This window comes from Mumia sp. (assembly GCF_028803055.1).
GTDB lineage: Bacteria > Actinomycetota > Actinomycetes > Propionibacteriales > Nocardioidaceae > Mumia.
The window spans coordinates 1,996-9,404 of record NZ_JARBCJ010000138.1 but is presented as its reverse complement, the minus strand read 5'-3'; the positions used below and the strand labels follow the sequence as shown (position 1 = coordinate 9,404).

The following is a 7,409-nucleotide window of genomic DNA, read 5'->3' as shown; positions in this document are numbered from 1 at the left end:
CGAGACGGCGCCGTTCGCCAGGGCGTCGGCAGACGTCGACCCCGCCGAGCTGCGAGCATCGCCGGAGTTCGCCGCGATGACCCGCCGCGTGCGGGAGGCGATCGCGTGACGGTGCGATGACTTCTCCGAGCACGACCGGTCTGACCGGATGAGCACGCGCTGACCTTCCCCACAAGGAGAACGACCATGTCCTTCCAGGCCTACCTCGACGCGATCGAGAAGAAGACCGGCAAGACTCCCCGCGAGCTGGTCGAGGAGGCGCGCGGACGTGGCTTCGCGGAGCCGGGTGCGAAGGCGGGGCAGGTCGTCGCGTGGCTCGACGAGGAGTACGGCGTGGGGCGCGGTCATGCGATGGCGCTGTGGCACGTCATCCGCAACGGCCCCCAGATCAGCTCCAAGCACGTCGGGACGGAGGGTTCGCACAGCGACCCCTCCGACACGCTCTGGTTGGACGGCGCGGCGACCAAGCCCGCCGGGTGAGGTAGCACCCGCGGACGGTCCCGGGGCACGATCGAGGCATGCGAAGCGACACGATCGAGATCCGGACCGGCAACCGCCCGGTCGTCCACGACCTCACCCGCGACTGCGAGCGGTTCGTCGCCGACGAGGGCGACGGACTGCTCAACGTGTACGTCCCCCATGCCACCGCGGGCATCACAGTCATCGAGACGGGCGCCGGGTCCGACGACGACCTGCTGAACTCCCTCGACGACCTCCTGCCTCGCGACGACCGGTGGCAGCACCGGCACGGCGCCCCCGGCCACGGACGCGACCACGTCCTGCCGGCGTTCATCGGGCCCTCGGTCACCGTGCCGGTCCTCGCCGGGGCGATCGCTCTCGGGACCTGGCAGAGCGTCGTCCTGGTGGACACCAACGTCGACAACCCTGTCCGCCAGGTACGGCTCAGCTTTCTCGCAGGGTGAGCGGGCAAGGTCGAACACTTCCCTTCACGATCGCGTAGACTTGTGTTGTGGCCCTGATCGGCGTACGCGAGGCAGCAGAGCGCCTCGCCATCACCCCTCGACGCGTGCACCAGCGCATCGAGGACGGCACGCTGCCCGCCGTCCGCATCGGCAACCAGTGGGCGATCGACCCCGGCCGTCTGCCGCTGGCGGCCGCTCGACCTTCGCGGCCGCTCTCGCCTCGGATGGCGTGGGCGCTGCTCGATCTCCTGGCGGGAGGGTCGCCCACGGTCGCGTCGACCGAGCGCGCCCGCCTCCACGCGTACGCCGAGCGCCTGCGGGCGTCCGACGACCCCGCCGCGCTGCTGCGGGCCTGGATGGCGCGGCGAGCCGATCGCCAGGAGTTCCGTGTTGCCCCCGGCGATCTCGACGACCTGCGCGACGACGAGCGCGTGCACCTCTCAGGAGTCAGTGCCGAGGGGAGCTTCATCGTGAGCCCCACGCTCGAGGCGTACGCGGCGACGACGGACCTGGACGGCCTCGTCGATGACTACTTCCTCGTGCCCGCTCCACGCCAGGAGGGCAACGTGGTCCTCCACGTCACCGACGTGGTTCCCGACACGAGGGGGTGGCCGGTGCTGGCGGCGGATCTGGCCGAGCACCTCGGGTCTCGCGAGAGCGCCCGTGCGTCCGAGCTCGTCCGGGCCGGGTCGACCTGAGGTCAGCGCTCACGCTGACGAACGGCGTAGGTCAGGTGCGTCACCCGCGGGGAGGACTCGGCGCGGACCTGCTCCAGGGCGACGCGGTCGGCGTCCACGCCCTCGAAGAGGCGGACTCCCTTGCCGAAGAGCACGGGCGACAGCGCGATCGAGAACTCGTCGACCAGGCCCGCGTTCAGGTGTTCGAGGATCGTCGCGCCGCCGCCCGAGATGCGGACGTCACGCTCGCCGGCGGCCTCGCGGGCCTGGTCGAGGGCGGACTCGATGCCGTCGTTGACGAAGTGGAAGGTCGTACCGCCGGGCCGCTCCCACGGGTCACGCTTCTCGTGCGTCACGACGAAGACCGGCGTGTGGAACGGCGCCTCCTCTGGCCACGCCTCCTCGCCGGCGTCGAACATGCGTTTGCCCATGACACTCGCGCCCGTGCGCTCGAAGGTCGCTCGGACGATGTCGTTGTCGCGCCCCTCCTCGCCGCCCCCGCCGAGCTTGAGGTTCTCCCGGAAGAACCGCTGCGGGAAGACCCACCGTTGCAGCTCCATCCACTGTCGACCCATCAGCTCGTCGGTGGACTCGGGCGCGATGAACCCGTCCAACGACATCGACACGCTGAAGAACACCGTGCCGGCCATCAGTCGTCCGCCCCCTGCTCAGCCATCTCGGCGACGTACGCGGCCAGGTTGCCCAGCGTCTGCTGACCACCCTCGATCGCGTGGTATTTCTCGGCCGCCTCGTCACGCAGCTCCTTGGTGGGGAACACCGTGCGCATCTCGATGCGGGTCGCCGTCCCGTCGCGCTCGAACGTGAGGACCGACTCGAAGGCGTTCGGGTCGCCGCGGGACTCGCCGTGAAGCATCGCGATCCGCTCCGGCCGGGTGATCTCCGTCCAGGTGATCCACTCGGAGTAGTCCGTCCCGTCGGGACCGTGCATCACGAAGTCCCACTCCCCGCCGGCGCGGAACTCGAGCGACGTCGTCGTCGTGGTGAACCCGTCCGGCCCCCACCACCGCGACAGGTGCCGCACGTCGGTGAACGCCTCGAACACCAGCTCCGGCGGGGCGTCGATGACCCGGGAGATCACGATCTCCCGGTCGGCCGTCGCGGACTGCACCGGCGCTCCTGTTCCTGTGGTTGCCATCGGTACTCCTCTTGTCGTGCCTGCTTGAGGTCCTGCACGTACGCGTCCAGCCGGTCGAAGCTCTCGTTCCAGAACTGCTCGAACCCGCCGGTCCACTCGTGGACCGGTCGCAGCCCGCCGGCGTCAAGGCCGTACAGCCGCTGCTTGCCCACCTTGCGGTCCTGCACCAGGCCGACCTCGCGGAGCACACGCAGATGCTTGGACGCTCCCGGCTGGGTCATGCCCAGCTCCTCGGCCACCTCGGTCACGGGCCGCTCGCCCGCGCGCAGCAGCACCAGGATCTCCCGGCGCTGCGGCTCGGCGATCGCGTTGAAGACGTCCGACGTCGTCGCTGCGCGTGCCATAGGGACGATCATATGCCTATATGGGAATACGTCAAGAGGGAGCGCGTAGGCGTGGCGAGCAGAACGAAGGACGGCGATGTGGCCGTTGCTCCACACCGCCGCCCCGGACCACCCTGGACTCCAGGACGAGTGACCGGCAAGGGATTTCGATCCTGATCGAAAGGCTCCCGACACGACGGTGGGGCCGGTGCTGGCAACGGACCTGGCCGAGCACCTAGGATCCCGCGAGAGCGTCGGCGCGGCCGAGCGCCGGTCCCGCCGAGGTCGTGCAGAGGTCAGGAGGTACGGCGTGAGCATCGCGCTCCCCGTCATGAGCGCCGAGCAGGAGGCGTCCTGGTTCGGCCTCTTCCACCTCGCCGAGACCGTCCCCGAGGGCTGGACGCTCGTCGGCGGGCAGATGGTCCACCTGCACTGCGCCGAGCGCGGCGTCGATCCGTACCGCTCGACGCCCGACGTCGACGCCGTCCTGGACGTCCGTGGCCACCCGCAGATCCTCATGACCGTCACCTCCGCGCTGTCCGAGGCGGAGTTCGAGCCGCGCGGACTCACCGCCAGCGGCAAGCAGCACCGCTGGGTCCGCGGCGCGGCGACCATCGACGTCCTGATCCCCGCCTTCACCGGTCAGCCTGGGCGCGGGGTCGGAGCCAGCGGGTTCCCCGCTCTCGCCACTCCGGGCGCCATCTATGCGCTGCGCCGCTCGGAGCCGGTCGAGGTGACCGTCGGGGACACCACCGGCACGATTCAGCGCCCGACGCTCCTCGGCGCGCTCGTCATCAAGTCGGCCGCCTACTCGATCACCGTCGACCCCCACCGCGGGCGCCACCTCGACGACCTCGCGCTGCTCGCGTCGATGCTCACCGCACGCGACCTGCGGGGCGCCGAGCTGTCCAAGGGTGAGGCGAAGTACGTCCGCGAAGCCGTCCCGGTCGCCCAGAGCCACCTCGCCACCACGATCATCGAGGGCGCGCCGGACGGGCTCGCCCGCTTGGCGCGACTCTTGGAGCGCTCACCCGCCTGAGCCGTGCCACCCCACGATCAGCGCGGGTCCACTCCTCGGCGAGGATCCCGTACTGGCAGCCGTCGATCCAGCCGAGCTCGGCGTGCCACGAGTCGCGGACGCCGTACTGCTCGCGCCGCATGCCCAGCTTCTCCATCACCCGGGCAGAGGCGGTGTTGGCGGCGAAGCAACCGGCCGTGATCCGGTGCAGCCCGAGCTCGGTGAAGCCCAGCTCCAGCAGCGCCCCGGCCACCTCGGTCGCGAACCCGCGCCCTGCGTACGCGGGGTCGAACGAGTAGCCGAGCGTGCCTTCTGCCGCTCGCCACGGCTCCCCGTCCTCGCGTTGCCCCAGCCCGTCCTGCACCCCCAACGATGCGAGCCCGACCACGACGTCACCGAGGTGGACGAAGACTCCGTGGTCGAGCGGATCGTCGACACTGGCCAGCCAGGCCTTGCGAAAGGAGCCCGGATCGACGGTCGTCCGCAGCAGCCACCGCGTCACGTCGGGGTGGTTGCGCCACCGGAGCACCTCGTCGACGGCCTCGTCGGTGGGCAGCCGCAGCTCGAGCCGCTCGGTTCTCCTCGGCCAGCCGAGCTCAGGAATCGTCACCCGGTGAGACAACCAGACGACCGGGAGGCGTTCAACGCAGTTTCGTCGTGCGCGACCGAGTGCCAGACTCCCCCGATGACCTCCACGACGATCACTGCCGACAGCGCCGGAAGGTGGCAGCTGGGTGACCTCACCGTCAACCGGATCGGGCTCGGCGCGATGCGGCTGACCGGGAGCGCCGCGTTCGACCTCGGCGAGCCGAGCGACCGCACGAGGTCGCTCCGGGTGCTGCGGCGCGCGGTCGAGCTCGGCGTCGACCACATCGACACGGCCGCGTTCTACTTCTCCTCGCTCCGCTCGGCCAACGAGCTGATCTGCTCCGCACTCGCGCCGTACGGGGACGACCTCGTCATCGCCACCAAGGTCGGGCCCGGCAGGGACGCCTCGGGGGCGTGGCTGCCACCGGCCCGCCCCGACCAGCTGCGCGGCCAGGTCGAGGAGAACCTCCGCCAGCTCGGCCGTGACCACCTCGATCTCGTGTACTTCCGGAAGATGCCCTCCGTGACGTCGATCAGCGAGCACGTCGGGGCGTTGTCAGACCTGCGCGACGCCGGTCTGATCCGCCACATCGGCGTCTCCGGCGTCGATCGTGGGCACCTCGACGAGGCGTTGTCGGTCACTCCGGTGGTCTGTGTGCAGAACCGGTACGGGATCGGGTCGAGCGGCGACGCCCGGGACGTCCTCGAGGCCTGCCGCGCACGCGGCATCGCCTTCGTCCCGTTCTTCGCCGTCGCCGGGCAGGGCGCCGAGCGAGGTCGGTCCGCAGCTCGTGAGGACGCCGAGGTCCTCGACATCGCGGCGGCGCACGGCACCACTCCGGCACAGGTCCGGATCGCCTGGACCCTCCAGCAGGGCCCGCACGTCCTGGCGATCCCGGGGACCGGCGACCCCGCCCACGTCGACGAGAACGTCGCAGCCGGCGCTCTCCGACTTACCGCCGACGAGCTCGATCGACTGGCGTCTTCATGATGCGGAGCGCATCTCGACGGCGAATCACAACGAGCAAGGGGCAGGTCGGCGTCGAGCCGTGGTTTACGTAACAAATATTCGTCCCAGGTGTTGATACGTCTCGTGGTGCAACCAGCGTGGGGTGCGCTTGCATGCAGGGATCACCTGAATCCGATCAGGTGTCGAAGGGAGCCCTCGCGTGCGATCCTCACTCCTCCGGGTCGGCGTCGTCGCCGGCGCGTCAGCACTGGTGCTGGCGACGATGCCCGCCTCGCTCGTCTCCGCGTCACCCGTCACCGACCCCCCGGCCGTCGACTGCCAGTCAGTCCTCGCGGCTCCCACCCTCGACGCGGCGTTCGACGCCGCGGCCGAGGCCGCCGACGTCCCGTCGGATCTCCTCAGAGCCGTCTCCTACATGCAGTCTCGCTGGGAGGGCCACGACGGCCGGGTCAGCAACGACGGCGGGTACGGCATGTTCAACCTCAAGTCGACGACGACGGCCGTCCCCGACGGGGCGGGCAAGGGCTCGACCGACCGCTCCCCACGACGTACGGCCAGCCAGCTCGAGCGCGCCGCCGAGCTCACCGGGATCCCCGCCTCGACGGTCCGCAGCGACGACCGCGCCAACGTCTGCGCAGCCGCGGCACTGACCGCGTCGTACGCGCCCGACCTCGACGCGTCCACGCCACCGCAGAGGTGGACCGCGGCGATCGCCCGCTTCGGGTCCGCCGACACGTTCGAGCGTCAGGTCCTGACCACGCTCCGTGAAGGACGCGCTCGTACGACCTCCGGCGGCGAGACGGTGACCCTCGATGGCGACCCGACGGTCGAGGTCGCCCCGCCGTCCGCGAGCGATCCCGAGACCGACTGTCCGCCCGACCTCGGGTGCGAGTGGATCCCGGCCGGCTACGAGAAGCTGGTCCCCTCCGACTCCGACAGCACCGGCAACTACGGCAACCACGACAAGGCCGACCGCACCGGGCCTGGCGGGCCGAAGCTCAAGTACATCGTCATCCATGACACCGAGACCGCGTACGACCCGACCATCGGACTCGTGACAGACCCGGGCTACCTCGCCTGGAACTACACGATCCGGTCGTCGGACGGCCACATCGCCAACCACCTCGACCCGAAGGACGTGGGCTGGCACGCGGGCAACTGGTATGTCAACGCCCACTCCATCGGTATCGAGCACGAGGGCTGGGCGGGGTCGGCGGGCTGGTTCACCGAGGCGATGTACGAGCAGTCGGCGAAGCTGGTGCGCCACCTCGCGCACGAGCACGACATCCCGCTCGACCGAGCCCACATCATCGGGCACGACCAGGTCCCGGGCGTCACCTCCGGCGCCACGAGGAACGTGCACTGGGACCCGGGGCCGTACTGGGACTGGGAGCACTACTTCGACCTCGTCCAGGCGCCGATCGGCCAGTCGGCCAAGAACACCTCGTCGGTGAAGGCCGGCGACGTCGTCGAGGTCCGTGGCGGCTACGCCGACAACGTCAACACGATCACCGGCTGCCAGCAGGCCTCTCCGGGGTCCGGCGACTGCGTCCCTGGCCAGGGCACGAACTTCGTCCTCGCCTACCAGTCGCCCTCGCTCGAGGCCCCGCTGGCGAACGACCCGGGCTGGAAGCCCAACGGCGCCGCGGGGACGACGTACGCCAGCGACATCAGCGCACGCATCCAGTCGGGGCACAAGCTGGTCGTGGCCGAGGTGCGCGACGAGTGGCTCGGCGTCTGGTGGGCGGGCTCGT

Annotated in this window: 10 protein-coding genes; 6 read left to right on the top strand and 4 right to left on the bottom strand. The window is 70.5% G+C overall.

Translation table 11 applies throughout. The features are described from left to right. Window positions 1-186: 186 nt before the first annotated feature. From PV363_RS13015 to PV363_RS13005, 3 genes are read left to right on the top strand one after another with little or no spacing between them, the layout of a single operon-like run. On the top strand, window positions 187-480 hold the full coding sequence (locus PV363_RS13015; protein WP_301022532.1) for a DUF4287 domain-containing protein: 294 nt from the start codon (window positions 187-189) through the stop codon (window positions 478-480). Between the two features lie 38 nt (window positions 481-518). Further along, the gene (locus tag PV363_RS13010) at window positions 519-923 is read left to right on the top strand and encodes a secondary thiamine-phosphate synthase enzyme YjbQ (RefSeq protein WP_220343073.1); all 405 of its coding nucleotides are present in this window, start codon (window positions 519-521) and stop codon (window positions 921-923) included. Window positions 924-970: 47 nt separating this feature from the next. Continuing rightward, on the top strand, window positions 971-1,621 hold the full coding sequence (locus PV363_RS13005; protein ID WP_220343072.1) for a helix-turn-helix domain-containing protein: 651 nt from the start codon (window positions 971-973) through the stop codon (window positions 1,619-1,621). Between the two features lie 2 nt (window positions 1,622-1,623). On the opposite strand, the gene PV363_RS13000 is transcribed toward PV363_RS13005, so the two are convergent. The 3 genes from PV363_RS13000 to PV363_RS12990 are packed head-to-tail and all read right to left on the bottom strand — an operon-like array spanning window position 1,624 to window position 3,100. After that, window positions 1,624-2,250 carry a dihydrofolate reductase family protein gene (locus PV363_RS13000; RefSeq protein ID WP_301022531.1) on the bottom strand — a complete coding sequence of 209 codons (627 nt, stop codon included), beginning with the start codon at window positions 2,248-2,250 and terminating at the stop codon, window positions 1,624-1,626. Continuing rightward, complete coding sequence (locus tag PV363_RS12995; RefSeq protein WP_301022530.1) at window positions 2,250-2,756, bottom strand: SRPBCC family protein; 507 nt, start codon at window positions 2,754-2,756, stop codon at window positions 2,250-2,252. Before PV363_RS12995 ends, PV363_RS13000 begins: the two co-directional genes overlap by 1 nt. Further along, window positions 2,696-3,100: a metalloregulator ArsR/SmtB family transcription factor gene (locus PV363_RS12990; protein ID WP_301022529.1), complete on the bottom strand. Its 405-nt coding sequence runs from the start codon at window positions 3,098-3,100 to the stop codon at window positions 2,696-2,698. Before PV363_RS12990 ends, PV363_RS12995 begins: the two co-directional genes overlap by 61 nt. A 289-nt stretch (window positions 3,101-3,389) precedes the next feature. Here PV363_RS12990 and PV363_RS12985 point away from each other — a divergent pair, with 289 nt between their 5' ends. After that, window positions 3,390-4,118 carry a hypothetical protein gene (locus tag PV363_RS12985; protein WP_220343068.1) on the top strand — a complete coding sequence of 243 codons (729 nt, stop codon included), beginning with the start codon at window positions 3,390-3,392 and terminating at the stop codon, window positions 4,116-4,118. Here PV363_RS12985 and PV363_RS12980 read toward each other — a convergent pair. Next, window positions 4,054-4,707: a GNAT family protein gene (locus PV363_RS12980; RefSeq protein WP_301022528.1), complete on the bottom strand. Its 654-nt coding sequence runs from the start codon at window positions 4,705-4,707 to the stop codon at window positions 4,054-4,056. The two genes, PV363_RS12985 and PV363_RS12980, sit on opposite strands and share 65 nt — an antisense overlap. Before the next feature lie 75 nt (window positions 4,708-4,782). On the opposite strand from PV363_RS12980, the gene PV363_RS12975 reads away from it, so the two are divergent. Together PV363_RS12975 and PV363_RS12970 are read left to right on the top strand one after the other, a co-directional pair. Next, window positions 4,783-5,676 carry an aldo/keto reductase gene (locus tag PV363_RS12975; protein WP_220343066.1) on the top strand — a complete coding sequence of 298 codons (894 nt, stop codon included), beginning with the start codon at window positions 4,783-4,785 and terminating at the stop codon, window positions 5,674-5,676. Between the two features lie 178 nt (window positions 5,677-5,854). Next, window positions 5,855-7,409 (top strand): peptidoglycan recognition family protein (locus PV363_RS12970; protein WP_301022527.1); only part of this gene is annotated, 1,555 nt, incomplete at its 3' end.